This is a genomic window from Streptomyces sp. NPDC047081, from assembly GCF_040643775.1.
Lineage (GTDB): Bacteria > Actinomycetota > Actinomycetes > Streptomycetales > Streptomycetaceae > Streptomyces.
This window is the reverse complement of the sequence record NZ_JBEYUY010000005.1, coordinates 163,489-189,013: the sequence shown is the minus strand read 5'-3', so window position 1 is coordinate 189,013 and position 25,525 is coordinate 163,489. Positions and strand designations below refer to the sequence as shown.

The following is a 25,525-nucleotide window of genomic DNA, read 5'->3' as shown; positions in this document are numbered from 1 at the left end:
CCGACCTCTACGAAGGGCTGGGCCCGCGGTGCTCCGCCGCGATGCCGAACCGCTGCTGTCCGCGGGGAGCGGACGCGACCTCGCGCACGGTCGAGACCGCGCTGATCACCTGCTCCTCGACGGGCTGGTCGAGCGCGTCGAGTCGTTCCAGGTCAGCGGCGGAGACGAGGGCGACGAGGGGCTTGCCGTGGCGGGTCACGACGACGCGCTCACCGCCGTACACCACCCGGTTGATCAGGTCGGCGAGTTCAGCCCTGGCTTGCGTCACCGGAATCTCGTAGGCCATACCCCCATCATAACGTCACGTACATCCTGTACATTTTTTACAGACGCCGAAGGAGGGGTACCCATGACCCGACCGTCCGCCCGCCATGTGCTGCCCGAGTTCACCGAACGCACGAGCTTCGGGAACAAGACGATGGATCCGTACTCGAAGCTGCTGGAGGAGCGGATCGTCTTCCTCGGCACGCCGATCGACGACACCTCCGCGAACGACGTGATGGCGCAGTTCATGCACCTCGAGTACCAGGACCCGGACCGGGACATCTCGCTGTACATCAACTCCCCCGGCGGCTCGTTCACCGCCATGTCGGCGATCTACGACACGATGCAGTTCGTCAACTGCGACGTGGAGACGATCTGCCTGGGGCAGGCGGGTTCGTCGGCCGCGGTGCTGCTGGCCGCCGGCACCCCGGGCAAGCGACTCGCCCTGCCCGGCGTGCGGGTGGTGATCCATCAGCCCGCGCTGGCCGACCCGGTGCAGGGCCAGGCCAGCGATCTCGCCATCCAGGCCGACGAGTTGATCCGGCTGCGGGGCCGGCTGGAGGACATGCTCGTACGGCACACCGGGCGCAGCCACGAGCAGGTGAGCACCGACATCGAGCGCGACCACATCCTGGACGCGCAGGGAGCGGTGGACTACGGACTGGTCGACCGGATCATCCCGAACCGCAAGTCCACCCTCGCGCCGCCGACCGGGCGGTGAGCGGCCGGTGCTCCCACCCGAACTGCCGCCGCTGCCCGCGCTCACGCGCGCCGAGGGCGAGTTGATCGACCGTTACCTCGACGTGGTCGACCTGCTCGGCCGGATCAACCCCGCGCACCCCGGGGACACCTATCGCGGACTGCGCGCCGCCCAGGCGCTGGTGGGCAGGGCGGCCGAACTGCGGGACGCGCTGGCGCTGATGCACCAGCGCGGCGAGACCGAACTGCACGCGAGCACGCTGAGGCAGGCGCTCAGGGTCCTGGACGGGGAGCGGCGCACGGCCCGGGTCACCGTGCCGCCGCACTCCGACAGTTGACGCACGCTCGCCGGGTCCGGACGGTCCGTCACCAACTCGGAGCGTCCGGACCGGAGTCGAAACGGACCAAACGACGTACCCCCGTTCGGAGTAGTCGCGGCTCCTTTTTAGCGACCGTCAAGCTTGCGCAACGCGCGTAGCCAGCGGGCGGAATAGGACATTCCGTCGCTGGTCGGGGGCTCCTTCGCCCCCTCGACACCGTCTCGAACACGGAGGTGTCCACCCGAACGGGTGAGTGGTGAGTAACAACACAAATCCCCGATTCCATTGGGATTTTCGGACATCCGTGAGTCAAGATCCCTGTCTGACGACAAGCCCCCGCCGAAGCGGCGGGGCGGTCCGGGCGGACGCCGAGTCCTGCCGCCGCCCGGATGACCGAGTCGACAGGAGTGGATCGGCAGGAGTGGAGGACCCAGGCAGTACGGGTCGCCGGGACGGTCACGCCATGACCGGGCCGAGCAGCCCTTGGGGTGAAGCCGCGTCAGCGGCCGGGCAACTTCGCCAGCCCGAATCCGACAGGTCATCCTTCACAGGCGGCTGACGAAGGGTTGCGCATGACTGCGCTCAATCGTGTCCCGTCGCTCATGGTCCGGGCCGGTACGGCCTCGGTGTTCACCATCGCCGCAGTGGGCGGCTCCGTCGTGGTCCCGGGTGTCGCCTCCGACGCCGCGGCCGCGACGCCGGCGACGAAGGCACTTCAGGTCGCGGCCTCCAAGAAGGGATCGCCCTACAAGTGGGGCGCCTCGGGGCCCAAGCGATTCGACTGCTCGGGGCTCACGCTGTACTCGTTCAAGAAGGCGGGCAAGAAGCTGCCCCGTACGGCGGCCCAGCAGTACAACAAGACGCACCACGTCTCCGCGAAGAGCCGCAAGGCCGGAGACCTCGTGTTCTTCCACTCGGGGTCGAACGTCTACCACGTCGGCATCTACGCCGGGAAGGGGAAGATCTGGCACGCCCCCAAGACCGGGGACGTGGTCAGGCTCCAGAAGATCTGGACGAAAAGCGTCTGGTACGGACGGGTCAGCTGACTCTCCCGCGGGGGCGGCTGCCACCTGACAGGCCGTCGTCCCCGCGGGCCCTCACGGCTCCTGCTGTCCCGCTGCCGACAGGGGCTGGGCCGGTACGGTCCACGGCAGCTCGATGGAGACCGTCTTGCCGCCCTCTCTGGTGGGCCGCACCCGGAGTCTGCCGCCGCACTCGGCGACCAGCCAACGAATGATCACCATGCCACGGCCGTTGTCCTGCTGGACGGCGGCCGGCAGTCGTTTGGGGAAGCGTGGATGGCTGTCGGTGACGCCGATGTGCAGCTGTTCGTCACGGTCGAGGACGATGTCCACCGTGAAGGTGGGTGACTGCCCGAAGGTGTGCTGTACGGCGTTGGTGGCGAGTTCGGAGACGATCAGGCGGATGGTCTCGGCGGCCTCGGTGTCGGCCGGCAGTCCCCACTCCGCCAGGGTGCTGACCACATAGCCGCGGGCGGCGGAGACCGAGGCCGGCTCGCTCGGCAGAGTGACGGATGCTTCCAGATGGTCTGCCATGGCGCAGTCGTCCCTTTCCCGCGGGACCGGGGTCCGACACAGAGCGGATGGTTCGAGTACGGTCCCGGACTGGTGCTTCTCCGCCAGACTGCCATTAGCGCGCCGGTCACGGTGGCGATCCACCAAGATATGCATATATCTGTCGCTCGAAGCGGTGAACTCTGCGACGGGAGACCGTATTTGGGCGGCCCGGAAGGAGTAAGGAGTAGCGCATGCAGAACGGTCCCGCGGTGCGCCGTCGGAAACTGGGCGCCGAACTGCGTGCGCTGCGCGCGGTTGCGGGTCTCACCAGTGGCGAGGCGGCCCGGATGGTGGGCTGGCACCAGTCGAAGGTGAGCCGGATCGAGACCGGCGCCAGCGGCGTGAAACCGGCCGATGTGCGGTTACTCCTGGACGCCTACGGCGTCGGCGACTCCCAACTGCGGGAGTTGCTCCTGGTGTTGGCGGGATCGGACGAGGGCGGTGGCAGGCACCACTGGTGGCACGCCTACCGCGGGATTCTCCCGCCCACCTACCGCGACTTCATCAGCCTGGAGTCCCAGGCGAGCGCGATGCGCACGCTGGAGACCTCCGTGGTGCCCGGTCTGCTGCAGACGCCCGAATATGCGCGTGCGGTGACCCGTGCGGCGGTCGACGGGCTGGACGACGAACGGCTGGACGCCCTGGTCGAGGTGCGGCTGGCCCGGCAGGACGTACTGCGGGCGGATCCGCCGTTGGAGCTGGCAGCGGTCCTGGACGAGGCGGTGCTGCACCGGGAGATCGGCGGCCCGGACGTGATGACCCGCCAGCTGGAGCGGCTCATGGAGGCCGCCCGTCTGCCCCAAGTGCGGCTTCAGGTACTGCCGTTCACTGCCGGGGCACATGTCGGTGTCACAGGACCTTTCGTAATCTTCTCATTTTCGCGCACTTCTGATCTGGACGTGGTTGTTCTCGACCACTTGACGAGTAGCCTCTACCTCGAACGGAAAGAAGACCTCCAGGCCTATACGGAGGCCTTCAACGCCCTTCAGGTCCACGCCCTTTCGCCCGAGGAATCGCTGGATTACATCGCCGGGAAAGTCGACGGCGCGTAAGGAGGCACCATGTCTGCACTGCCTCGGAACGTACCTTCAAGTACCGAACTGCACGGCGTGCGGTGGCTGCGCAGCAGCTACAGCACCGGAGCGAACAACTGCGTCGAGACGGCACTGCCGCACTCCGGCCCCTGGGCCGGGCTGCTCGCGGTGCGCGACTCCAAGGACCCGGCCGGACCCGCGCTGCTCTTCTCCCCCGAGAGCTGGGCGGGCTTCACGGCCGCGTTCATGTCCTGATCAGTTCCGCAGCGTGCGACACACGGCCGTGTCACGCCGACTCATGGTCGCGTTTCGCCGATCACCCGTACAGCGCGTTCGATCTGCGCCCCGGAGAGGTCCGCGCGGGCGGTGAGCCTCAGCCGTGAGATGCCGTCGGGCACGGAAGGAGGACGGAAGCAGCCCACGGCGAGGCCTGCCGTACGGCAGTCGGCCGCCCACCGCACGGCCCCCTCCGGGGACGGCGCACGAACCGAGACCACCGCGGCGTCCGGACGTACCGCCTCGTGACCCGCGGCGGTCAGGCGTGTGTGCAGTTCCGCCGCCACGGCACGCGCGCGTGCCGCGCGCTCCGGCTCGCCCCGAAGCAGCCTGAGCGCCGCCAGGGCAGCGCCCGCCGCCGCGGGGGCGAGGCCCGTGTCGAAGATGAACGTCCGGGCCGCGTTGACCAGATGGTCGATCACCCGGGCCGGGCCCAGGACGACTCCGCCCTGGCTGCCGAGCGACTTCGACAAGGTGGCGGTCACGACCACGTCCTCGGCGCCCGCGAGCCCCGCCGCGTACGGCGCCCCCTGCCCGCCGTCGCCCAGCACACCGAGCCCGTGCGCGTCGTCGACGACCAGTCCCGCCCCGCGCTCCCGGCAGGCCTCGGCGTACGCGGCCAGCGGAGCGGCGTCGCCGTCCACCGAGAAGACCGTGTCGGAGACCAGCACCGCCGGGCCCTCGTGGGTGCGCAGCGCCTTGCGCACGGCCTCCGGGTCGGAGTGCGGCACGACCTGGGTGGTACCGCGGGCCAGCCGGCAGCCGTCGATCAGCGAGGCGTGGTTGCCCGCGTCGGAGACGATCAGCGAGCCGTGCGGGGCCAGCGTGGTGACCGCGGCGAGGTTGGCCGCGTAGCCGGAGGAGAAGACCAGGGCCGCCTCGAAGCCGCAGAAGTCGGCCAGCTCCCGCTCCAGCTCGGTGTGCAGCTCCGTCGTACCAGTGACGAGCCGGGAGCCGGTCGAGCCGCCGCCCCAGGTGCGGGCGGCCTCGGCGGCGCCCTCGGCGATCGCCGGGTGGTGGGCCAGGCCCAGGTAGTCGTTGCTCGCGAGATCGAGCAGCGGGGACTCGGCCGGGCGCGGCCGGAGGGTCCGTACGAGCCCGGCGCGGCGGCGCAGCTCCGCCTGTTCGTCGATCCAGCCGAACGCCATGGCTCCTCCGGGGCTTTATGGGCAGGGGCTTTTGCGGGCAGGGCCTTTTGTAGGCAATGGACAGACACTAGCCGGACGCCCCGCACCCCAGGATGTGGCAATACACACACGACGAAGTGCACGTCTTGTTGATTCTCTCCTTGGCCGCGGACGGGTCCGTAGGACAGGATCGGCTCTCATGGACCTGCTGAACACGCTGGTGGACAAGGGGCTTCGGCGCGAGCAGCCGACCCGCGAGGAAGCTCTTGCCGTCCTCGCCACCTCAGACGACGACCTGCTCGACGTGGTGGCCGCGGCCGGCAAGGTGCGCCGGCACTGGTTCGGCCGACGGGTGAAGCTCAACTACCTCGTCAACCTGAAGTCCGGACTGTGTCCGGAGGACTGCTCCTACTGCTCCCAGCGGCTCGGCTCCGACACCGGGATCCTGAAGTACACCTGGCTCAAGCCGGACGAGGCCTCCAAGGCCGCGGCGGCCGGGCTCGCGGGCGGCGCCAAGCGGGTCTGCCTGGTGGCCTCCGGGCGCGGCCCGACGGACCGGGACGTGGACCGGGTGGCCGGCACCATCAAGGCGATCAAGGAGCAGAACGAGGGCGTCGAGGTGTGCGCCTGTCTCGGTCTGCTCTCCGACGGCCAGGCCGAGCGGCTGCGCGAGGCGGGCGCCGACGCCTACAACCACAACCTCAACACGTCCGAGTCGACGTACGGGGAGATCACCACCACCCACACGTACGCCGACCGCGTCGACACCGTGACCAAGGCGCACGGGGCCGGTCTGTCGGCCTGCTCCGGCCTGATCGCGGGCATGGGCGAGAGTGACGAGGACCTGGTCGACGTCGTCTTCTCGCTCCGCGAGCTGGACCCCGACTCGGTGCCGGTCAACTTCCTGATCCCGGTCGAGGGCACCCCGCTGGCCAAGGAGTGGAACCTCACCCCGCAGCGCTGTCTGCGCATCCTGGCGATGGTCCGCTTCGTCTGCCCGGACGTCGAGGTCCGTATCGCGGGCGGCCGTGAGGTGCACCTGCGCACGATGCAGCCCCTCGCGCTGAACCTCGCCAACTCGATCTTCCTCGGCGACTACCTGACCACCGAGGGCCAGGCCGGCAAGGCCGACCTGGAGATGATCGCGGACGCGGGCTTCGAGGTGGAGGGCGCGGACCAGATCACGCTGCCCGAGCACCGGGCTACGACGGCCGGCGGCTGCGGCTCGCACGAGGACGCCGGGTGCGGGTCGCACGCGGGTGGCGGAGTCTGCGGTACGGCGGCTGCGGGGACGGCAACAGCGACGGTGACCGAGGCCCGCACGGACCTGGTGGCCGTACGCCGCCGTGGTGCCGGAACGGACCTCGCGCCCAATGCCTGACCTGCCCGTCCCCGAGCTGCTGGAGCTCGACCGACGGCATGTGTGGCACCCGTACGGTCCGATGCCCGGCCGGGTCGACCCGCTCGTCGTGGAGTCGGCGAGCGGGGTGCGGCTGCGGCTGGCCGACGGCTCGGGCGAGCTCGTCGACGGGATGTCGTCCTGGTGGTCGGCGATCCACGGCTACAACCACCCGGTGCTCAACGAGGCGGCGCGCGAGCAGCTCGGCCGGATGAGCCATGTGATGTTCGGCGGGCTCACCCACGAGCCCGCCGTACGCCTGGCGAAGCTCCTTGTCGACATGTCACCCGAGGGCCTGGAGCACGTGTTCCTCGCCGACTCCGGCTCGGTGTCGGTCGAGGTCGCGGTCAAGATGTGCCTGCAGTACTGGCGTTCGCTGGGCCTTGGTGGCAAACAGCGGCTGCTGACCTGGCGCGGCGGCTACCACGGCGACACCTGGCAGCCGATGTCGGTGTGCGACCCCGAGGGCGGGATGCACGAGCTGTGGTCCGGGGTGCTGCCCCGGCAGGTCTTCGTGGACGCGCCTCCGGCCGAGTACGAGGAGTCGTACGCCGAACAGCTGCGCGCGGCGATCGCCGAACACGCGGACGAGCTGGCCGCGGTGATCGTGGAGCCGGTGGTGCAGGGCGCGGGCGGGATGCGGTTCCACTCCCCCGCGTATCTGCGGGTGCTGCGCGAGGCGTGCGACGCGCACGACGTGCTGCTGGTGTTCGACGAGATCGCGACCGGCTTCGGCCGCACGGGCGCGCTGTTCGCGGCCGACCACGCGGCGGTGACGCCGGACGTGATGTGCGTGGGCAAGGCGCTGACCGGCGGTTACCTGACGATGGCGGCGACGCTGTGCACGTCGAGGGTCGCGGACGGCATCTCGCGGGGCGAGGTCCCGGTGCTCGCCCACGGCCCGACGTTCATGGGCAACCCCCTTGCCGCGTCGGTGGCCTGCGCCTCGCTCGGCCTGCTGCTCGGACAGGACTGGCTGGGCGAGGTCAAGCGGATCGAGGCGGGCCTGCGGGAAGGCCTGGCCGAAGCCGCCGCCCTGCCGGGCGTGAAGGACGTACGGGTCCTCGGGGCCATCGGCGTCGTGCAGTTGGACCACGAGGTCGACATGAAGGCGGCCACGGCCGCCGCGGTGCGGGAGGGCGTGTGGCTGCGGCCGTTCCGCGACCTCGTCTACACGATGCCGCCGTACGTCACCGGCGACGCGGACCTGGCGCGGATCGCGCGTGCGGTGTGCGCGGCGGCGCGGGAGGGATGACATGCCGGTACTGGTGATCACGGGGACCGGAACCGAGGTCGGCAAGACGGTCACGACGGCCGCGGTCGCCGCGTCGGCGGTGGCGGCGGGCCGCTCGGTGGCCGTGCTGAAGGCCGCGCAGACGGGCGTACGGCCTGACGAGGCCGGGGACGCGCAGGAGGTGGCGCGGCTCGCGGGTGGCGTGACGTCGGCCGAACTCGCCCGCTATCCCGAGCCGTTGGCACCGGCGACGGCCGCGCGGCGGGCCGGGATGACGCCGGTGCGGCCGCAGGACGTCGCCGAGGCGGCGGCCAAGCTGGCCACCGAGCACGACCTGGTGCTGGTCGAGGGCGCGGGCGGGCTGCTCGTCCGCTTCGACCAGGCCGGCGGCACGCTGGCGGACGCGGCGCAACTGCTGCGGGCGCCGGTGCTGGTGGTGGCGTCGGCGGGCCTGGGCACCCTGAACACGACCGAGCTGACGGCACGTGAACTGCGGGGCCGGGGCCTGGAGTTGCTGGGCGTCGTCATCGGTTGCTGGCCCGACTCCCTGGATCTCGCGATGCGTTGCAACATCACGGACCTCTCGGAGGTCGCCGGGGCCCCTCTGCTGGGCGCGCTCCCGATGGGCGCGGGCTCCCTCGCCCCCGCCGACTTCCGCGCGGCGGCGCCGGGTTGGCTGGCACCGCGGCTGGACGGGACGTGGGATCCGGAGGCCTTCCGGGAGCGGGAAGCGCCGTAGAGGCAACTCTCAGGCGGCGGCGCCCGGTTGCGGTGCGGGGCGCGACAGCACGAGGGCGATCACCACGACGCTGGCGATCACGGAGACCGCCACCAGGGCCACCACCCACGCCGGAACCCCGCTGACGAACAGCGCCGGAAGGGATGTGATCACCGACAGGATCCGTGATCCCGCGACGACACGGGACGCGGTCCGGTCGGCCCTGCGCCAGGCGAACCAGACGGCGACCAGCGTGATCACGCCCAGGATGCCGTCCGCGATCACGATGCCCTGGGGCGGTCCGGCCGCGTCGGGGTCCGAGCTCTCCACCGGGACGTCGAAAAGGTTCGTCAGGTCCAGCAGGCCGAGGACCGCGGCCAGCGCGAGACCGGTCCTGTTCTTGCGGGTGAGCACTGTCACCGGTGCCGTCTGTGTCATCTCGCTTCCCCCGTCCGGGTGTTGAGGGCGCCACCTTCGCGGTGGCCGGTGCGGCGAGCATCCCGGACCCGCCGCGCGGGGCGCATCGAGGGACTTTCCCGGCCGGCCGGGAGAATGTCCCGGCCCGGGAGGAACGCCGGACTCTCCCCGCCCCGAGGCCCCTTCGTCCATCATCGGCACATGACGTCCGCCGCGCGTCCGATCCGCGTGCTCATCGCCGACGACCACCCCGTCGTACGGCGTGGGATGTGCGCCCTGCTGGCCTCGCTGGACGGCGTGGAGGTGGTGGCGGAGGCCGCGACCGGCGAAGAGGCGCTCCGGGAGGCCCAGTTGAGCCGGCCCGACGTCGTCCTGATGGACATCCGGATGCCCGCGATGGACGGCGTCGAGGCGACCCGCCGGCTGCGGGCGTCGCTGCCGGACGTGGCCGTGCTGGTGGTGACCATGTTCGAGGACGACGAGACCGTGGTGTCCGCGATGCGCGCCGGTGCCCGCGGCTATCTGCTCAAGGGCGCCCAGCAGGAGGACATTCTCACCACCCTCCGCGCGGTGGCGGCCGGGCAGTTCGTCATGGGACAGAGCGTGGCGGCCCGCCTGCTCGGCCGTCTCGATCCGGCACCCGCGCCGCCCGTCTGCTTCCCCGAACTGACCGTCCGGGAACGGGAGGTGCTGGACCGGGTGGCCCGGGGCCACAGCAATGCGAGGGTCGCGGCCGACCTGTCCCTGGCCGCCAAGACCGTCGCGAACCATCTGTCCGCCATCTTCCTCAAGCTGGGCGTCAACGGCCGCACGGAGGCGGTGATCCTGGCCCGCGAGCAGGGGCTGGGCGAGGACGCGGCGAAGGGCGGCACAAGGAGCGACGGACCGTGAGGGTCGGCGGTCTACGGCCGGCTCTGTGGTGTCCGCTCGGGCTGCTCGCCGGTGCGGCGGTGTCGTCACTGTGGTGGGGGCCGCCCGGCGCCGGCGACGACTGGGTCGTGTGGCCGGTGCTGGTCGGCGTGTGCCTGGCTGCGTGCTGCTGCGCCATCGCCTGGCGCACGGCTCGCGTCGTCCCGGCCACCCGGCTCCTCGCCCTGTCCGCCGCAGCGCTGCTGTCCGCTCCGCTCGCCCTCGCCACCGGTGCCCACGACCTCGCGGTCGTGCTCTGCGTGCTCGGCTCGACCGTCGTCCTACCGCTCGCCGCGTTCCGTGTCGTCGAGGCGCGTCCCGCCTCCCCGCTGCCGCGCTGGGCGGATGCCGCCGTGATCGTCGCCGGCACCGGATGCGCGGTGGTCTCGGTGACCGGTCCCCGGGCCGCTCTGATCGCCGCGGAGATGGCGGTGGCGGTCGCGGTGTGCGGCGGCACCTGGGTGCTCTTCGAGGTCACCGCGGACGACGACCGGCGCCGCGTGCTGTGGCTGGTGTTCGGGGCCGCGGCGACGACGCTGGGCGGCTTCCTGCTCTTCGCGGCCGAGAGCTCCCTCGACATGCGCCCCGTGGCGACGGTCGTGGCGACGGGCCTCGTGTCCCTGCCGCTCCCCCTCGCCATCACGGTGGCCCTCGTGGCGCCACGGCGTGTCGACGTCCGGACCGCGATGCGCGGCGCTGCCGTGCTCATCGTGATGCTGGCGCTCAGCGCCGCGGTCTACGAGGGCATCGCCGCCGTCTGGGAGCTGGTGCTCGGCAGACGCCCGGACAAGGGCGTACCGGCGCTGCTGGCCGCCGTGATCGCCACCGGGTACCAGCCGGTGCGCTCGCGGGTGGAGGCCGGCATGGACGAGATGCTGTTCGGCCGCTCCGCCGACCCGGTCGAGACGCTCACCCGACTGGGCACGGACCTCACCGCCGGCGCTCCCCCGCCCCTGTGGCTGCACACCCTGCGCACCACCCTCGGCGTACCGGGGATCGCCCTGCAGCAGGACGGGGCGACCATCGCCACCGCGGGCGCCGTCGACGAGGGCCACCCGGCGGTCACCGTGCTGCGCGCCGGCGGCGAGCACGTGGGCGACCTCGTGGTCCGCCTCCCGGTCGGCCACCTGCGGCTGCCCCCGGCCGCCGGCTCCGTCGTCGCACTGGTGGCGGCACCGCTGGCCCAGGCCCTGTACGCGGCGCGGCTCAGCGAGCAACTGCGCCTGTCCCGCGGCCGTGTGGTGACCGTGCTGGAGGAGGAACGCCGCAGGATGCGCCGCGACCTCCACGACGGCCTGGGCCCCACCCTCACCGGCATCGCCTACACGGCGGACGCGGCGGTCAACCTCATCACGAGCGATCCGGAGCTGGCCGTGGAGACCCTGCGCGGTCTGCGCGCCGACGCCGGGGACGCGATCGCCGAGATCCGCCGGATCGTCTACGGACTGCGGCCCCGGGCGCTCGACGAGCTCGGCCTGGTCGACGCCATCCGTCAGCGCGCCGTCCATCTGCGCGCCGCCGACGGCCGTCCGCTGGCGGTGACCGTCGAGGCGCCCGAGCAGCTGCCGGCGCTCCCGGCCGCCGTCGAGGTGGCCGCGTACCGGGTGGCCGTGGAGGCGGTGACCAACGTCGCCCGGCACTCCGGAACGGCCGCCGCGACCATCACCCTGCGGCTGCCCGATCCCGCGTCCCTGCGCGTGACCGTCGCCGACACGGGCGGTCGTGGCGAACCGTGGGCGCATGGCGTGGGCATCCAGTCCATGCACGAGCGGGTCGAGCAGATCGGCGGCCGGCTGACCATCCGCACCGGCCCGCGGGGCGCCACGGTGACGGCGGAGCTGCCCCTGGCGATACCGGCGGGTTCAGCCGAGTGACCGACGCCTCGGGCGCCGACGGAAGCCGAGCCGCGTCATGAGGGGTCGCCGCCCTCGAGCAGCCGGACCAGTTCGATCCGCGACCGGATGCCCAGGCGGCTGAACACGCCCCGCAGATGGTGGTCGATCGTGCGTGGGCTCAGGGCGAGGCGGGCGGCTATCTCCCGATTGGTGGCGCCGTCGGCGGCCATGCGGGCGATGACGTGCTGCTGGGCGGTGAGGCGGCCGGTGGGGTCGTCGGTGCGGGTCGGGGTGGCCGGGGCGCCCAGGGCGCGGAGTTCGGCGCGGGCCTGGGCGGCGCAGTGCGGGGCGCCGAAGCAGTCGAAGGCCTCCAGCGCGCTGTGGAGGCGGTCGCGGGCCTCCGTGCGGTGCCGCAGCCGGCGCAGCGCGCCGCCGAACAGCAGCTCCGTACGGGCGCGTTCGAAGTCACGGGTGCCGCCGGCGTGCAGGTCGAGGGCCTCGCGGTAGTGGTCGACCGCCTCGGCGCCGGGCGCGAGCAGGGCGCGGCAACGGGCGCTGAGCGCAAGGTCGTCGGCGCTGCGGACGGCGGTGGCCCAGCGGTGGTAGTCGGCGTGCGCGGCCCGGGCGACACGGGTGTCGCCGGTGCGGACCGCGGCCTCGACGTAGTGCGGGGTGGCCAGGTGGCGGATGGCCCGGTGCCCGTGGCCGGGGCCGAACCCGGCGAGGGCGCGCAGACGGGCCGAGGCGGCGGCGAAACGGCCGTCCGCGAGGTCGAGGAAGGCGAGCGCCCACTGGGCGAGCGCGGCGGGCAGACCGAGTCCGCGGGCGAGGGCGTACGACCGTGCGGTGGCCGCGCGGTCGCGGCAGCCGGCCTCGTCTCCGGTGACCGCGGCGAACATGGCGAGGGCGGCCTGCAGATGGCAGGCGCCGTTGTCCTGCCCGGTGGCGTGCGCCTGTCTCAGCGCGTCCGTGGCGGTGGCCGCGCCGGCGTGCGGGCGTCCGGTCCAGAAGTCGGCGTAGGCGCGGAACTCCAGGGCCTGTACGACGGTTGCCGTCGCGCCGCGCGCCCGGGCCGAGGCGGCCGCGCGGACGGTGGCGGTACTGGCGCGGGTGTGGTCGCCGAGCATCAGCGCGGCGATCCCGGCGTGCACGAGCAGCGTGGGATCGTCCCCCGGGCCGCACCGGCCGGCGGTCTCCACCAGGAGCCTGCGGGCATCCTCGTAACGCCCGTCGACAGCGGCCACGAGCCCGCCCAGCGCCCCGGGCGGCACGAGACCGAGCCGCCCGGAAACCCGCGCGGCATCCCGGCATCGACGCAGGTCACCGGTGTAGATGGCGGCTTCGGTGGCACGGGCGAGGAGGTGCGCGGCTTCGGGGTTCGGGGACGCCCCGGCCGCGGAGACGCCGACGAGACCGGGACCGTCGGTGCGACCGCCGCGCGCGGAGTCGGCCGTAACCGCAGAACCGTTCCGCCTGCCCGCGGCCCCCGCCCCCGGCTCCCGCCTCTTCAACCGCCGCGCGTCTGTGCCCTCCGGCGGCGCCTCCTGGGCGTCCACCCAGCGCATGCCTCCGCCGTCGGGCGCTGGTTCGCGGTCGTCCACTCGGCGCACGGCTCCACCGTCCAGCCCCGGCTCCCCGTCGCCCGTCCAACGCACGTCTCCGCCGGCCGCCCCCGCCGCCCGGCCGTCCACCCGCCGCGCGCCCCCGGCGCCCGCATCCGACCCGCGGCTCCTCACGCGCTGCACCACCCCCGCCCCGCGGCTCTCCACCCGCTGCACCGCCCCCGCCACCAGCCCGTCGAACGCCTCCATCGCGTTCCCCGCGCGTAGAGCGAACAGCCCGGCCAGCGCGTCGTCCGCCGGTGCCGTGGCCGCAAGGCGGCGGGCCCGGTCCGCGTCGCCCGCGTGCCAGGCGTCCGTGGCGGCGCGGGTGCGGAGGTGGGACTGGGTGGGTGGGTCCGGACAGAGGGTCGCGGCGCGTTCCAGGAGGGCTCGGGACAAGGTGAGTTGGCCCGCGTCCCGGGCCTGGTCCGCCGCCGTGCGGAGTTCCGCCGCGAGGCGGGCGCTGGGTCCGAGCGCGCCCGCTCCCCGGTGCCAGGAGCGGCGCGGTGTCTCGCCCTCGCCGCTCAGGACGCGCGCCAGCAGCCGGTGGACGTCGCGCCGGTCGGCCGGTGAGCCGCTCTCGTACGCGGCGATCCGCGTCCACGCGTCGCGGAAGACGACCCCGCCGGGCCCGGCGTGCGCGAGCCCCGCGGACTCGGCGGCCTCCAGCGGGCGGGTGTCCAGCCGGGCGGCCGCGACCGCGCGCAGGAAGGCGTGCGTGGCGACCGGGTACTGGTCGGCGGCGGCGAGCAGCAGGAGCAGGCGGGTGTCGTCCGGGAGCGCGCGGATCTCGGCGCGGTGTGCGCGCAGCAACGCCGGTGCCAGTTCGGCGGGTTCGGTCGGCAGCGGGTCGAGGCCGGCCGACTGGCGCTCGGTGAGCAGCGGTACGAGTTCGGCGGCGGCGCGCGGATCCCCGTACACGGCGTGCAGGACCCGTACGCGGACGCCCTCGGGAAGCGGCGCCGTGCGCTGCGGTGGCGAAGTGCGGTCGAGAGGTGGGGGGTTCACCGGAGTCACCACACAACCGATGTTACTGGCGGGTTAATTGAACCGTAAAGACCGGCGATTTCGCCGATGCGGCGCGCGTAGACCCGAGTTGACACTCCTGGCGACCCCATCCGTGTCAGGAGGCACCATGCAGCGCTACCGGCGTCGTATCGCCACGGCTCTCTCGGCCGTGGTCGCATCGCTCCTTCTGTCCCTCTCACTGTCCGCGGCCCCCGCCCAGGCGGCGACCCACAACCCGATCGTCTTCGTGCACGGTCTCAGCAGCGATTCCAGCAGCTGGGACGACTGGATCTCCGACTTCGAGGCGGACGGCTACTCGTCCTCCGAGCTGTTCGCGTGGTCGTACGACTGGGGCCAGTCGAACGTCACCACGGCCTCGCAGCTGGCCACCGAGATCAAGAGTGTGCTGGCCCAGACCGGTGCGTCCAAGGTCGACATCGTCGCTCACTCGATGGGTGTGCTCAGCTCCCGTTACTACCTGAAGAACCTCGGCGGAACTTCGTACGTCGACGACTTCGTCTCGGTCGCCGGCGTCAACCACGGCACGTCCGTCGCGTCGTGGTGCGCGTGGCTGTACACGTCCTGCAAGGAGATGCAGACCGGCAGCACCTTCCTGACCTCCCTCAACTCCGGTGACGAGACACCGGGCAGCGTCTCCTACGCCAGCTACTGGTCCGACTGCGACAGCTCGGTCGTACCGAACAGTTCGGCACTGCTGAGCGGCGCGACCAATGTCGACGCGGGCTGCATCTCCCACACCGACATGAACAACGACTACGGCGTCTACGAGCAGGTCCGGGACTTCATCTCCTGAACCCGGAACCCGGCAGCGGGGGTGCGCTGGATCCTCACGGGGGACAATCGCGGTAAGGCCTGTCCCGTGGAGGAGGTCCTCATGCCGCTTCGGTCACCCGGTGCCGCCACAGTGGCGCGGGATCCCGTGCACCATCCGCTGTTCGCCCGCTACTACGCCCGGATCAGTGTGTCCGCCGAGACCCGCATGGGCATGGGCGGGATCCGCGACCGGCTGCTGGCCGGACTGTCCGGCCGGGTGATCGAGGTCGGCGCGGGCAACGGACTGAACTTCGCGCACTACCCGAGCACCGTCTCGGAGGTCGTGGCCATCGAACCGGAGCGCGTGCTGCGGCAGTTGGCCGTGGAGAACGCCCTGCGCGCCGAGGTCCCGGTCGATGTCGCACCCGGCGCCGCGGAGGCGCTGCCCGTCAAGAGCGAGGCCTTCGACGCGGCGGTGATCTCGCTGGTGCTGTGCAGCGTGCGGGACGTGCCGCGGGCGCTCGCGGAGGTACGGCGGGTGCTGCGCCCGGGCGGTGTCGTGCGGTTCTTCGAGCACGGCCGGGGCGGCGGACAGATCATGCACCTCACCCAGCGGGCCCTGGACCGCACGGTGTGGCCACCGCTGGCCGGCGGCTGCCATGTGAGCCGGGACCCGGTCGCCGCCCTGCGCGAGGCCGGTTTCGAACTCGGCCCCTACCGGCGCCTGTTGATGCCGGAGAAGGGACCGGTCCTGCCCACCTCGTACTGCGTGCTGGGCACGGCATGGCGACCGGCAGCCGCCGAGGGCCCGGCCGCCGGGGAGTGATCACACCGTCCAGCCGCGCAGTTCCTCGGCGATGTCGTGCACGGTCGCCTCACCGCTCTTGACCAGCCGGGCCAGCTCACGCACCTGCACCGGCGAGGTGGCGACCTTCAGGCCGCTGGCGACGAGGTAGGCGTAGGCGACGGCCGAGGCGAAGAGGGCGTTGGAGCGCTCCAACGCCGGTACGTGGATCAGGAGTTGGAGCAGCGACGCGGCACGCGCGTGCGGACTGTCGTAGACGGGGACGTCGAAGATCTCCGCCTCGTGGCGCGCGACGGCCGCGACGAGGGCGCCCCAGTCGGTGACCTGGGGATCGCCCGGGGTGTTCTGTTCGGCGAGCATGAGGAGCCAGGCAAGGTCGATTCTGAGGTTGCTCAAGGGATCAGCGGCGACCTTCGCGCGTGCCTTCGTGCTCAGTCCCGAACTCGTCCGCGAAGACGGCCTCGTACTGCTTCATGAAGTCGGCCGCGGCCTCCACGAAGGTGTGGCCGACCTCGCCGGTGTCCTGTCTGACCAGTTCCTCGATGTAGCGGTTGACGCTCATGCCGCGGGCCAGGGCGCGTTCACGGGCGGCGCGGGCCGTGCCCTCGTCCACTCGCACGTTCAGCTGAGTCTTAGCCATACATAGAAGCTAGCGCCCATGCGCTAGCACCGGCAAGAGGCACTTCTGGTACTCCCACGGGTGGAGCGTGCCCCTTACATGCGTATCGGGGGCCCGACCTGGGGTGGAGGCCGCCCTGCACTCAGGGGGGATTCCGGGTGTGGGCCGGATCACATTAGGCTCGCCGGGACGAGGAGTCGTATGTCCCTGTGAGCTACGTCCCTGTGAGCTACGTCCCTGCCAGCTACGTCCCTGCCAGCGAGGAGGCAGCCTTGTCCACACCTGCTGCGGAGCACGCCCCGGGCCATGCGCAGGCCGACGGGATCGCGGCCCGCGCCCGCGGTCTGACCAAGGCGTACGGCTCGGGCGAGACAACCGTGCTGGCCCTCGACTCGGTGGACGTGGACATCGCGCGCGGGCGCTTCACCGCGGTCATGGGGCCCTCGGGTTCCGGGAAGTCCACGCTGATGCACTGCCTCGCCGGGCTGGACTCGGTCTCCGCGGGCCAGGTCTGGCTCGGCGACACCGAGATCACGGGGCTGAAGGAGCGCGAGCTGACCCGGCTGCGGCGGGACCGGATCGGGTTCATGTTCCAGTCGTTCAACCTGATCCCGACCCTGAACGCGGCCGAGAACATCACCCTGCCCATGGACATCGCGGGCAAGAAGCCCGACGAGAAGTGGCTGGACCAGGTCATCGACACGCTCGGGCTGCGGGACCGGCTGGGGCACCGGCCGTCCCAGCTGTCCGGCGGCCAGCAACAGCGCGTGGCCTGCGCGCGGGCGCTGGCCTCCCGGCCCGAGCTGATCTTCGCCGACGAGCCGACCGGGAACCTGGACTCGCGGGCGGGCCTTGAGGTGCTCGGGTTCCTGCGGGAGGCCGTGGACCAGCTGGGACAGACGGTCGTGATGGTCACGCACGATCCCGGCGCCGCTGCCCACTCCGACCTGGTGCTCTTCCTCGGCGACGGGCGGATCGTGGACGAGATGGAGCGGCCGACGGCGGAAGCCGTGCTTGAGCGGATGAAGCGGTTCGACGTGATCCGCGGCCAGTTCGAGGGCCCGGAGGGATCCAAGGGCCCGGAGGGACAGGAGTGAACCGGTGCTGAAGGCCACGCTGCGGAGCTTTCTCGCCCACAAGGGCCGACTGCTGCTCTCCGCCCTGGCGATCGTCCTGTCCGTGGCGTTCGTCGCGGGCAGCCTGATCTTCTCCGACACCGTCACCCGCACCTTCGACCGGCTGTTCGCATCCACCTCCGCCGATGTGACGGTCGAACCCAAGCAGGACCTCAAGTCCCAGGTGCCGACGGGAGCGGCCGAGACCCTGCCCGCCTCGCTCGCGGACCAGGTGGCGAAGGTCGACGGCGTCGCGTCCGCGCACGCCGACGTGAGCGTCGAGAACATCACGGTCGTCGACAGCAGGAACAAGAACGTGGGTCCGACCACCGGCGCCCCCACCATCGCCTCCGACTGGTTCCTGACCGCCCGCAGCCCCGTGAAGCTCACCTCGGGCCACGCCCCGCAGGGCGGCGGCGAGGCGCTGCTGGACGCCGACACCGCCGACAAGAAGCACGTGAGGATCGGCGACACCCTGACCGTGCAGGCCGAGCCGGGCAGCTTCAAGGTCCGGATCGTCGGCATCGCCACCTTCACCACCACCAACCCGGGCGCCGCCCTGGTCTTCCTCGACCCGCGGACCGCGGCGACCCAGCTGCTCGGCGCGCCGGGCCGGGCCACGAGCATCTCGGTGGACGCGGCGAAGGGCGTGACCGACCCCGTCCTCAAACAGCGCGTCGCCGCCGCGGTCGGCACCTCCGCCTACGACGTCAAGACCGCCGACGAGCACGCCAAGTCGGCCGCCGAGGACCTCGGCGGGTTCCTCGACGTCATCAAGTACGTGATGCTCGGCTTCGCCGGGATCGCGGTCCTGGTCGGGATCTTCCTGATCGTCAACACGTTCTCCATGCTGATCGCCCAGCGCACCCGCGAGCTGGGCCTGCTCCGCGCCCTCGGCGCCGACCGGCGGCAGGTGCGCCGGTCCGTGCTCACCGAGGCGGTCCTGCTCGGCCTGGTCGGCTCGACGCTGGGCCTCGCGGCGGGCATCGGCCTCGCGGCCGGCCTGATCAAGCTGATGGGGGTGTTCGGGATGAACCTCAAGACCACGGAGATGGTGGTCGGTTGGGGAACTCCCGTCGCGGCGTACGTCGTTGGCGTCGGCGTCACCTTCGTGGCCGCGTATCTGCCGGCCCGCCGCGCGGCGACGGTCTCGCCGATGGCCGCGCTCGCGGACGCCGAAATCGCGGGCGTGGGACGGCCGTTGAAGGTCCGGGCGATCGTCGGCTCGGTGATCGGCGTGCTCGGCGCGGCGGCGCTCGCCGGCTGTGCCGCCTCCTCGAAGACCGCCTCGTCGGCCTCGCTGCTCGGCCTGGGCGTGGTCCTGACGCTGATCGCGACCGTGGTCGCGGGCCCGCTCCTGGTCCGCCCGGTCATCCGGGTCCTCGGCGGGGCCTTTCCCGCGCTGTTCGGCTCGGTCGGCCGCATGAGCCAGCGCAACGCCCTGCGCAACCCCCGCCGCACCGGCGCCACCGCGGCCGCCCTGATGGTCGGCCTCGCCCTGGTCGGCGGCATGTCGGTCGCCAGCGCCTCGATGTCGAAGTCCTTCGACCAGCAGATCGACAAGACCCTGGGCGCCGACTTCGTCATCCAGAACAGCAACTTCGTGCCGTTCTCGAAGGAGGTCACCGACAAGGTGCGCGGCACCGAGGGCGTCGGTCTCGTCGTACGGCAGCGGTTCGCGCCGGTCGCGGTCACGCTCCCGGACGGCAAGCGCGTCGAGACGACGGCCGCGGGTTACGACGACGGGGTCGACGACGTCGCACACGTCACGTACGCGTCCGGCGACACGGCGGACGCCCTGGCGGCCGGAAACCTCGGCATGGACGTCGACTTCGCGAAGGACCACGGCGTCCGCCTCGGCAGCACGATCCCGGTCGAGTTCCCGGCCGGGCAGAAGACCACCATGAAGGTCGGCGCCCTCACCGACCAGGACCAGTCCGAGGGCTTCGGCATGCAGGGCGGGCTGTTCTTCGGGATCGCGACCGTCGAGAAGTACGTGCCCGGCGGCCAGGACTCCGCCCTCTACGTCGACAAGTCCTCCGGCACGAGCGCGGACCAGCTGCGCAGGAACCTGGATCGGACGCTCAAGCCGTATCCGCAGGTCCAGGCCCGTGACCAGGCCGACTACAAGAAGCTCGTGCACGACCAGATCGCCGTGCTGCTCTACCTCGTGTACGCGCTGCTCGGGCTCGCGATCATCATCGCGGTGCTCGGCGTGGTCAACACCCTTGCCCTGTCGGTCGTCGAGCGCACCCGCGAGATCGGGCTGCTGCGGGCCATCGGACTCGCCCGGCGCCAGCTGCGCCGGATGATCCGGCTGGAGTCGGTGGTGATCGCGGTCTTCGGCGCGGTCCTGGGACTCGCGCTCGGTCTGGTCTGGGGGGTGTGCATCCAACAGGTGCTGGAGCTACAGGGGATGAAGGCGCTCGCGGTCCCGTGGAGCACGATCGTCGCGGTGGTCATCGGCTCGGCGGTGGTGGGCATCGTGGCGGCGTTGCTGCCCGCGTTGCGTGCATCCCGCATGAATGTGCTGGCGGCCATCGCGCACGAGTGATGGGATGACGGCAGGTACTCAAGTCGCCGGCGGGCCCTCAAGTCGCCGCAGAGTGAGGAGAGTTCATGCCGCGTCCCTTCCGCTTCGGGGTCAACCTGCTCACCGCCGCACCCGCCGAGGAGTGGCGCGCCAAGTGCCGCCGGGCCGAGGAACTCGGTTACGACGTCATCCTCGCCCCCGACCATCTGGGCATGCCCGCGCCCTTTCCGGCCCTGGTCGCCGCGGCCGAGGCGACCGAACGGCCGCGCCTGGGCACCTTCGTGCTCAACGCGGGCTTCTGGAACCCGACGCTGCTCGCCCGCGAGGTGGCGACGACGGACGCGCTGACCGGCGGCCGCCTCGAACTCGGCCTCGGCACCGGGTACGTGGGGTCCGAACACGAGGCGGCCGGGCTGCCGTTCGGCTCACCGCGCGAGCGCGTGGACCATCTGCGGCGCACCGTCGGCGAGTTGGACCGGCTGCTCGCCTCACCCGATCACCAGCCGCGGCCGGTGCAGAAGCCCCGGGTGCCGCTGCTGATCGGCGGCAACGGCGACCGGATGCTCCGACTCACCGCCGAACACGCCGACATCGCCGCCTTCACGGGCGCGCGTCTGGCACCGGGCAGCACGACGGGGCAGCTGCTGCCGGTCAGGGCAGCGGAGTTGGAGGAGAGCGTGGCCCGCTATCTGCGGCTGGCCGAGGGCCGCGAGGAGCCGGCGGAACTCAACCTGCTCCTGCAGCTGGTGGCCGTCACCGACGACCGCGAGGCCGCCGTCCGCCCGCTGGTCGAGCGGGTGCCCGGCGCGACCGTGGCGGGGGCGCTGGAGCTGCCCATCCTGCTGATCGGCACCGTGGACGAGATCGTCGCCCAGGTGCTGCGCCAGCGCGAGCGGTACGGCTTCTCGTATCTCACGGTCCTGGAGCCCTACATGGAGGCCTTCGCGCCGGTCCTCGCGGAGTTGAGCGGCCGGTGAGCGGGCGTCCGGATGCTGGAATTCCGGGTCCGGGGCGGCCGAGGGTGATGGGATCGCCGTATGACTGATCTGCGCATACGAGCCGCCACCCCCGCCGACCTCGACTCCGTGCTGGCCTTCTGGAAGACGTCCGCCGAGGGCACGAGCATCAGCGACGACCGAAGCGGTGTGGAGCGGCTGGTCGACCGTGACCCCGAGGCGCTGATCCTGGCCGAGCAGGGCGGCGAGCTGGTCGGCACGGTGATCGCGGGCTTCGACGGCTGGCGCTGCCATCTGTACCGGCTGGCGGTGCACCCCGAGCGGCGCCGGCAGGGCATCGGCTCGGCGCTGCTGGACGCGGCCGAGGAGCGGTTCGTAAGGCTCGGCGGGCGCCGCGGGGACGCGATGGTGCTGACCCGGAACGAGACCGCCCACCATGCGTGGCGCGCGGCCGGGTACACGCCCGAGGAGCAGTGGCGGCGCTGGGTGAAGCCCCTCGCCGACTGACCACCTTTGCCGATCCTTTACCATTGGGGGATCGTTTCGGTCCTCCAATGAAAGGTGTGAGCGTCCACCCATGGACGAGCCTCCCAGTAGTGCGCGCGGCACAGGACATCGCGCGTTCCTTCCGCCCCTGCCCGATCATGGGACGGAGGTGACCCGATGACCGAAGTGCTCCTCCTGCTGGTGGCGATCCTGCTCTCGCTCGCCTGCGGCGCCTTCGTCGCGGCCGAGTTCTCGCTGACCACGGTCGAGCGGGGCGAGCTGGAGCGGGCCGTGGAGCGCGGCGAGCGGGGTGCCGCGGGCGCCCTCAAGGCCGTACGGAACCTGACCTTCCAGCTCTCCGGCGCGCAGCTCGGCATCACCGTCACCAACCTGGTCGTCGGCATGCTCGCCGAGCCGTCGGTCGCCAAGCTGATCGCGGGTCCGCTGGAGTCGCTCGGCATCTCGGCATCGGCGGCGAGCTCCCTGGCGCTGGTGCTCGGCACCGCCCTGTCGACGGTCTTCCTGATGGTCGTCGGTGAACTGGTGCCCAAGAACTGGGCGATCTCCTCGCCGCTGCCCGTGGCCAAGACGGTCGGCAACGCGCAGCGCTGGTTCAGCGCGGCCTTCCGCCCCTTCATCACCCACCTCAACAACACGGCGAACCGCGTGGTGCGCCGCTTCGGCCTGGAGCCCGCCGAGGAACTCGCCTCCGCGCGCGGCCCGAAGGAGCTGGCGGCGCTGGCCCGGCACTCCGCGAAGGAGGGTGCCCTGGAGGCGGACACCGCCGAGCTGTTCGTACGGACGCTGAACCTCGCCGACCTCACCGCGGAGAACGTGATGACCCCGCGCGTCCAGGTCATCGCCCTCGACGCCCAGGCGACCTGCGAGGACGTGGCGAACGCGACCCGGGCGACGGGCCTGTCCCGCTTCCCGGTGCACCGCGGCGGCCTCGATGCGGTGGTCGGCACCGCCCACATCAAGGACGCGCTCGCGATACCCGCCGAGCGGCGCACGCGAGTGCCGGTCTCCGAGATCATGCGCGAGCCGCTGCTCGTCCCGGAGTCCCTCACCGTCGACCGCCTCCTGGACCGCCTCTCCGGTAAGCGCACGATGGCCGTGGTCATCGACGAGTACGGCGGTACGGCGGGCGTGGCCACGCTCGAGGACATCGTCGAGGAGGTCGTCGGCGAGGTGCGGGACGAGCACGACCCGCACGAGACACCGGACCTGGCGCCCGCGGGCAGCGACGACGAGGGACGCGCCCTGTACTCGGCCGACGGCTCGGCCCGGGTCGACCAGCTCGCGCGCGTGGGCCTCAGGGCACCCGAGGGGCCGTACGAGACGCTGGCCGGTCTCGTGGCGACGGAGCTGGGGCGGATCCCCGCGGTCGGCGACACCGTCGAGGTCGCCGGCTGGCGGCTGGACGTGGTGGACGCGTCGGGACGCCGGGCGGCGCGGGTGCTGATGCACGCGCCCTTCGACGACGCGATCGGGGACGCCGTGGATGACGAGGAGGAGGCCCGATGACCGCCGTACAGCTGCTGATCGGTTTCGCGACGCTGGTCGTCAACGCCTTCTTCGTGGGCGCCGAGTTCGCGCTCATCTCGGTACGCCGTTCGCAGATCGAGCAGGCCCTGGAAGGCGGGGCAGGGGGCGGGGAGGGCGACCGGCGGGCGCGGAGCGTGCTGTGGGGGCTTGAGCACGTGTCCGCCCTGCTGGCGGCGGCGCAGCTCGGCATCACGTTGTGCACGCTGGTCCTGGGCGTGGTCGCGGAGCCGGCGATCGCGCATCTCCTGGAGCCGGTGTTCCACGCCGTGGGTGTGTCGAAGAGCGCGGGGCACGCGGTGTCCTTCGTGATCGCGCTGACGCTGGCGACGTATCTGCACATGCTGCTCGGCGAGATGGTGCCGAAGAACGTCGCGCTCGCGGAACCGGTGCGCAGCGCCCTGCTGCTCGGCCCGCCGCTGGTCGCCCTGGCCCGGGCGCTGCGCCCGGTGATCTTCGCGATCAACGCCTTCGCGAACGCCCTGCTGAAGCTGCTCAGGGTGGAGACCAAGGACGAGGTCGCGGCCACCTTCTCGGACGCGGAACTGGCCCGGATCGTGCGGGACTCGGGCGAGGCGGGCCTGATCGACGACCGCGCGCGCGAGCGGCTGAACGACGCGCTGGAACTGGGCCGCCGCCCGGTCCGCGACGTCGTCCTCCCGCTGGAACGCGTCGTGTACGCGCGCGTGGGCGTCACGCCGGAGGAGCTGGAGCAGCTGTCGGCCGAGTCGGGCTTCTCCCGCTTCCCCGTGGTCGACGAGGGCCGCAGGATCGTCGGCTACCTCCATGTGAAGGACGCCCTGGACGCCTCGCCGCGCAGCGATCCGTTCCAGGTGCGGGACATGCGGCCCATCGCGCGCGTGCGCGCCGCGACGCCCCTGGACGACGTGCTGACCGCGATGCGCGGCAGCCGTACGCATCTGGCGGCCGTGCTCGGCGAGGACGGGCGGCTGGAGGGGATGGTGACGATGGAGGACGTGCTGCGGGAGCTGTTCGGGCAGCCGGCCTGAAGGCGTCCGGCCGGGGCCGGGTCTCGGCGGGCGGAGGCCGACCGACCGACGGGTATGGAGTCGGGATACCATCTCTGACGCCATGCAGACGAATCCCACTCCCCCGTACAACAGCCTGGTCGCGGTCGGCGACTCCTTCACCGAGGGCATGTCGGACCTGTTGCCCGACGGCTCGTACCGGGGCTGGGCGGACCTGCTCGCCGGGCGGATGGCCGCCGCCGCGCCCGGCTTCCGGTACGCCAACCTCGCCGTGCGCGGCAAGCTGATCGGTCAGATCGTCGACGAGCAGGTGGACGTGGCGGCCGCGATGGGCGCCGACGTCATCACGCTCGTCGGCGGGCTCAACGACACGCTGCGCCCCAAGTGCGACATGGGGCGGGTACGGGGCCTGCTGACCGAGGCCGTGGAGCGGCTGGCCCCCGCCTGCAAGCAGCTCGTGCTGATGCGCAGCCCCGGCCGCCAGGGCCCGGTCCTGGAGCGGTTCCGGCCGCGCATGGAGGAGCTGTTCAACGTGGTCGAGGCGCTCGCCGAGCGGCACGGCGCCCTGGTCGTCGACCTGTACGGGGCCCCGTCGCTCGCCGACCCGCGCCTGTGGGACGTGGACCGCCTGCACCTGACGCCCGAGGGCCACCGCAGGGTCGCCGAGGCGGTCTGGCAGACGCTCGGGTACGACCCCGAGGACACGGAGTGGCGTACGCCGCTGCCGGCCACGCTGCCGCCCGGCTGGGGCGCACGGCGGGTCGCGGACGTCCGGTTCGCCCGGCAGCACCTGCTGCCGTGGATCGGCCGCCGCCTCACCGGCCGCTCCTCGGGCGACGGCCTGCCCCCGAAGCGCCCGGACCTGCTGCCCTACGAGGGCCCGACGGCGTAGGACATCGCCATGCCGACGCGGGTGATCAACGTCAGGGGCCGCATCCACGACTTCGGCCCCCGGCTGGAACTCGCCCCCGAGGACGTCGTCTACGTCGGCCGCCGCTGGACGATGGGCGGCTGGGACCTCCCCCGGCACCCGCTCTACAACCCCTTCGCGTACGACACCTCGAAGCGCCGCCGGGACGGGACGCGTGCGGAGGTGATGGCGATGTACCGGGCGTATCTGCTGGAGCGTCCCGAGCTGCTGGAGGTGATTCCGGGGCTGCGGGGGCGGACGCTGGCGTGTTGGTGTGCGCCTGAGCTGTGTCATGCGGATGTGCTGGCGGAGCTGGCGGAGTCCGCGGCCGGTGGTATGTGACATAGCACTGAAATTTTCAGTGCTATGTCACAT

Annotated in this window: 27 protein-coding genes and 1 riboswitch; of the genes, 20 read left to right on the top strand and 7 right to left on the bottom strand. The window is 72.0% G+C overall.

Going from position 1 to position 25,525, the window contains the following annotated elements; all coding sequences use genetic code 11:
• Window positions 1-7 precede the first annotated feature (7 nt).
• Complete coding sequence (locus tag ABZ848_RS11635) at window positions 8-286, bottom strand: type II toxin-antitoxin system Phd/YefM family antitoxin (protein WP_360829135.1); 279 nt, start codon at window positions 284-286, stop codon at window positions 8-10.
• Window positions 287-349: 63 nt separating this feature from the next.
• On the opposite strand from ABZ848_RS11635, the gene ABZ848_RS11630 reads away from it, so the two are divergent.
• The 3 genes from ABZ848_RS11630 to ABZ848_RS11620 all read left to right on the top strand — a co-directional run bounded on the left by ABZ848_RS11630 (window position 350) and on the right by ABZ848_RS11620 (window position 2,329).
• Window positions 350-985: an ATP-dependent Clp protease proteolytic subunit gene (locus ABZ848_RS11630; RefSeq protein WP_360829132.1), complete on the top strand. Its 636-nt coding sequence runs from the start codon at window positions 350-352 to the stop codon at window positions 983-985.
• A 7-nt stretch (window positions 986-992) separates the two neighbouring features.
• Window positions 993-1,301, top strand: a complete 309-nt coding sequence (locus tag ABZ848_RS11625) for a hypothetical protein (RefSeq protein WP_360829129.1) — start codon at window positions 993-995, stop codon at window positions 1,299-1,301.
• Window positions 1,302-1,664: 363 nt separating this feature from the next.
• A riboswitch (cyclic di-AMP (ydaO/yuaA leader) is annotated at window positions 1,665-1,852 on the top strand.
• Between the two features lie 3 nt (window positions 1,853-1,855).
• A complete protein-coding gene (locus ABZ848_RS11620; protein WP_360829127.1) occupies window positions 1,856-2,329 on the top strand; it encodes a C40 family peptidase in 474 nt (157 codons plus the stop codon).
• A 51-nt stretch (window positions 2,330-2,380) separates the two neighbouring features.
• Here ABZ848_RS11620 and ABZ848_RS11615 read toward each other — a convergent pair whose 3' ends face one another.
• On the bottom strand, window positions 2,381-2,839 hold the full coding sequence (locus tag ABZ848_RS11615) for an ATP-binding protein (protein WP_360829124.1): 459 nt from the start codon (window positions 2,837-2,839) through the stop codon (window positions 2,381-2,383).
• A 212-nt stretch (window positions 2,840-3,051) separates the two neighbouring features.
• Here ABZ848_RS11615 and ABZ848_RS11610 point away from each other — a divergent pair, with 212 nt between their 5' ends.
• Entirely contained in the window at window positions 3,052-3,912 is an 861-nt protein-coding gene (locus ABZ848_RS11610; protein ID WP_360829121.1) for a helix-turn-helix transcriptional regulator, read from the top strand.
• A gap of 9 nt (window positions 3,913-3,921) precedes the next feature.
• Window positions 3,922-4,149 carry a DUF397 domain-containing protein gene (locus ABZ848_RS11605; protein ID WP_360829118.1) on the top strand — a complete coding sequence of 76 codons (228 nt, stop codon included), beginning with the start codon at window positions 3,922-3,924 and terminating at the stop codon, window positions 4,147-4,149.
• Between the two features lie 41 nt (window positions 4,150-4,190).
• Here ABZ848_RS11605 and ABZ848_RS11600 read toward each other — a convergent pair whose 3' ends face one another.
• Entirely contained in the window at window positions 4,191-5,318 is a 1,128-nt protein-coding gene (locus ABZ848_RS11600) for an 8-amino-7-oxononanoate synthase (RefSeq protein ID WP_360829115.1), read from the bottom strand.
• A 178-nt stretch (window positions 5,319-5,496) separates the two neighbouring features.
• Between ABZ848_RS11600 and bioB the strand changes: the two genes are divergently transcribed.
• Genes bioB through bioD form a run of 3 tightly spaced genes read left to right on the top strand, consistent with a single transcriptional unit; the run spans window position 5,497 to window position 8,669 of the window.
• On the top strand, window positions 5,497-6,678 hold the full coding sequence (gene bioB, locus ABZ848_RS11595) for a biotin synthase BioB (RefSeq protein ID WP_360829112.1): 1,182 nt from the start codon (window positions 5,497-5,499) through the stop codon (window positions 6,676-6,678).
• Window positions 6,671-7,951 carry an adenosylmethionine--8-amino-7-oxononanoate transaminase gene (locus ABZ848_RS11590; RefSeq protein ID WP_360829109.1) on the top strand — a complete coding sequence of 427 codons (1,281 nt, stop codon included), beginning with the start codon at window positions 6,671-6,673 and terminating at the stop codon, window positions 7,949-7,951. The genes bioB and ABZ848_RS11590 overlap by 8 nt, the downstream gene beginning before the upstream one ends.
• A gap of 1 nt (window position 7,952) precedes the next feature.
• Window positions 7,953-8,669 (top strand): dethiobiotin synthase, encoded by a 717-nt coding sequence (gene bioD, locus ABZ848_RS11585; protein WP_360829106.1) that lies wholly within the window; start codon window positions 7,953-7,955, stop codon window positions 8,667-8,669.
• Between the two features lie 9 nt (window positions 8,670-8,678).
• On the opposite strand, the gene ABZ848_RS11580 is transcribed toward bioD, so the two are convergent.
• On the bottom strand, window positions 8,679-9,086 hold the full coding sequence (locus ABZ848_RS11580) for a hypothetical protein (protein ID WP_360829103.1): 408 nt from the start codon (window positions 9,084-9,086) through the stop codon (window positions 8,679-8,681).
• 180 nt (window positions 9,087-9,266) lie between these two features.
• Here ABZ848_RS11580 and ABZ848_RS11575 point away from each other — a divergent pair, with 180 nt between their 5' ends.
• Both ABZ848_RS11575 and ABZ848_RS11570 read left to right on the top strand, forming a co-directional pair.
• Window positions 9,267-9,956 carry a response regulator transcription factor gene (locus tag ABZ848_RS11575; protein ID WP_360829100.1) on the top strand — a complete coding sequence of 230 codons (690 nt, stop codon included), beginning with the start codon at window positions 9,267-9,269 and terminating at the stop codon, window positions 9,954-9,956.
• On the top strand, window positions 9,953-11,848 hold the full coding sequence (locus tag ABZ848_RS11570) for a sensor histidine kinase (RefSeq protein WP_360829097.1): 1,896 nt from the start codon (window positions 9,953-9,955) through the stop codon (window positions 11,846-11,848). Before ABZ848_RS11575 ends, ABZ848_RS11570 begins: the two co-directional genes overlap by 4 nt.
• A 35-nt stretch (window positions 11,849-11,883) precedes the next feature.
• On the opposite strand, the gene ABZ848_RS11565 is transcribed toward ABZ848_RS11570, so the two are convergent.
• Complete coding sequence (locus ABZ848_RS11565; protein WP_360829833.1) at window positions 11,884-14,427, bottom strand: LuxR C-terminal-related transcriptional regulator; 2,544 nt, start codon at window positions 14,425-14,427, stop codon at window positions 11,884-11,886.
• A 118-nt stretch (window positions 14,428-14,545) separates the two neighbouring features.
• Here ABZ848_RS11565 and ABZ848_RS11560 point away from each other — a divergent pair, with 118 nt between their 5' ends.
• On the top strand, window positions 14,546-15,232 hold the full coding sequence (locus ABZ848_RS11560) for an alpha/beta fold hydrolase (protein ID WP_360829094.1): 687 nt from the start codon (window positions 14,546-14,548) through the stop codon (window positions 15,230-15,232).
• 81 nt (window positions 15,233-15,313) lie between these two features.
• Window positions 15,314-16,018, top strand: a complete 705-nt coding sequence (locus ABZ848_RS11555; RefSeq protein ID WP_360829091.1) for a class I SAM-dependent methyltransferase — start codon at window positions 15,314-15,316, stop codon at window positions 16,016-16,018.
• Here ABZ848_RS11555 and ABZ848_RS11550 read toward each other — a convergent pair whose 3' ends face one another.
• Together ABZ848_RS11550 and ABZ848_RS11545 are read right to left on the bottom strand one after the other, a co-directional pair.
• Window positions 16,019-16,393 carry a fic family toxin-antitoxin system, toxin component gene (locus tag ABZ848_RS11550; RefSeq protein ID WP_360829088.1) on the bottom strand — a complete coding sequence of 125 codons (375 nt, stop codon included), beginning with the start codon at window positions 16,391-16,393 and terminating at the stop codon, window positions 16,019-16,021.
• Between the two features lie 4 nt (window positions 16,394-16,397).
• Entirely contained in the window at window positions 16,398-16,637 is a 240-nt protein-coding gene (locus ABZ848_RS11545; protein WP_360829085.1) for a toxin-antitoxin system HicB family antitoxin, read from the bottom strand.
• Window positions 16,638-16,888: 251 nt separating this feature from the next.
• Here ABZ848_RS11545 and ABZ848_RS11540 point away from each other — a divergent pair, with 251 nt between their 5' ends.
• From ABZ848_RS11540 to ABZ848_RS11505, 8 genes are all read left to right on the top strand, one after another.
• The gene (locus tag ABZ848_RS11540; protein WP_360829083.1) at window positions 16,889-17,713 is read left to right on the top strand and encodes an ABC transporter ATP-binding protein; all 825 of its coding nucleotides are present in this window, start codon (window positions 16,889-16,891) and stop codon (window positions 17,711-17,713) included.
• A 4-nt stretch (window positions 17,714-17,717) separates the two neighbouring features.
• On the top strand, window positions 17,718-20,285 hold the full coding sequence (locus ABZ848_RS11535; protein WP_360829079.1) for an FtsX-like permease family protein: 2,568 nt from the start codon (window positions 17,718-17,720) through the stop codon (window positions 20,283-20,285).
• A 65-nt stretch (window positions 20,286-20,350) separates the two neighbouring features.
• Complete coding sequence (locus ABZ848_RS11530; protein ID WP_360829076.1) at window positions 20,351-21,241, top strand: LLM class F420-dependent oxidoreductase; 891 nt, start codon at window positions 20,351-20,353, stop codon at window positions 21,239-21,241.
• Window positions 21,242-21,301: 60 nt separating this feature from the next.
• Complete coding sequence (locus ABZ848_RS11525; RefSeq protein WP_360829073.1) at window positions 21,302-21,727, top strand: GNAT family N-acetyltransferase; 426 nt, start codon at window positions 21,302-21,304, stop codon at window positions 21,725-21,727.
• 156 nt (window positions 21,728-21,883) lie between these two features.
• Window positions 21,884-23,233 (top strand): hemolysin family protein, encoded by a 1,350-nt coding sequence (locus ABZ848_RS11520; protein ID WP_360829070.1) that lies wholly within the window; start codon window positions 21,884-21,886, stop codon window positions 23,231-23,233.
• Complete coding sequence (locus ABZ848_RS11515) at window positions 23,230-24,261, top strand: hemolysin family protein (protein ID WP_360829067.1); 1,032 nt, start codon at window positions 23,230-23,232, stop codon at window positions 24,259-24,261. Before ABZ848_RS11520 ends, ABZ848_RS11515 begins: the two co-directional genes overlap by 4 nt.
• Window positions 24,262-24,343: 82 nt before the next feature.
• Window positions 24,344-25,132: an SGNH/GDSL hydrolase family protein gene (locus ABZ848_RS11510; protein ID WP_360829064.1), complete on the top strand. Its 789-nt coding sequence runs from the start codon at window positions 24,344-24,346 to the stop codon at window positions 25,130-25,132.
• Between the two features lie 9 nt (window positions 25,133-25,141).
• Window positions 25,142-25,492 carry a DUF4326 domain-containing protein gene (locus tag ABZ848_RS11505; protein ID WP_360829061.1) on the top strand — a complete coding sequence of 117 codons (351 nt, stop codon included), beginning with the start codon at window positions 25,142-25,144 and terminating at the stop codon, window positions 25,490-25,492.
• Window positions 25,493-25,525 lie beyond the last annotated feature (33 nt).